The sequence below is a fragment of the Photobacterium sp. DNB23_23_1 genome (assembly GCF_052873815.1).
Window position 1 is genome coordinate 1 of sequence record NZ_JBNNXT010000149.1, and the last position, 216, is coordinate 216.

At 41.2% G+C, this 216-nt stretch carries 1 tRNA gene; it reads right to left on the reverse strand.

The annotated features are described in order from the left end of the window. Positions 1 to 140 precede the first annotated feature (140 nt). Positions 141 to 216: transfer RNA gene (locus ACVA53_RS25185), tRNA-Glu, on the reverse strand.

Consider the following 216-nt stretch of genomic DNA (forward strand, 5'->3'; position numbering starts at 1 on the left):
AGTAGAAACTATTAGTTATTGAATTCGAAAATTCAATTTACTAGTCAGCTTTCCAGATTGTTAAAGAACATGTGTTTCGTTATCCCCGAAGAGATAAAAAACCACTTTCTAACAACTTTATCAGTAAAGTGTTTAGAAAGTGGCGTCCCATAGGGGAGTCGAACCCCTGTTACCGCCGTGAAAGGGCGGTGTCCTAGGCCTCTAGACGAATGGGAC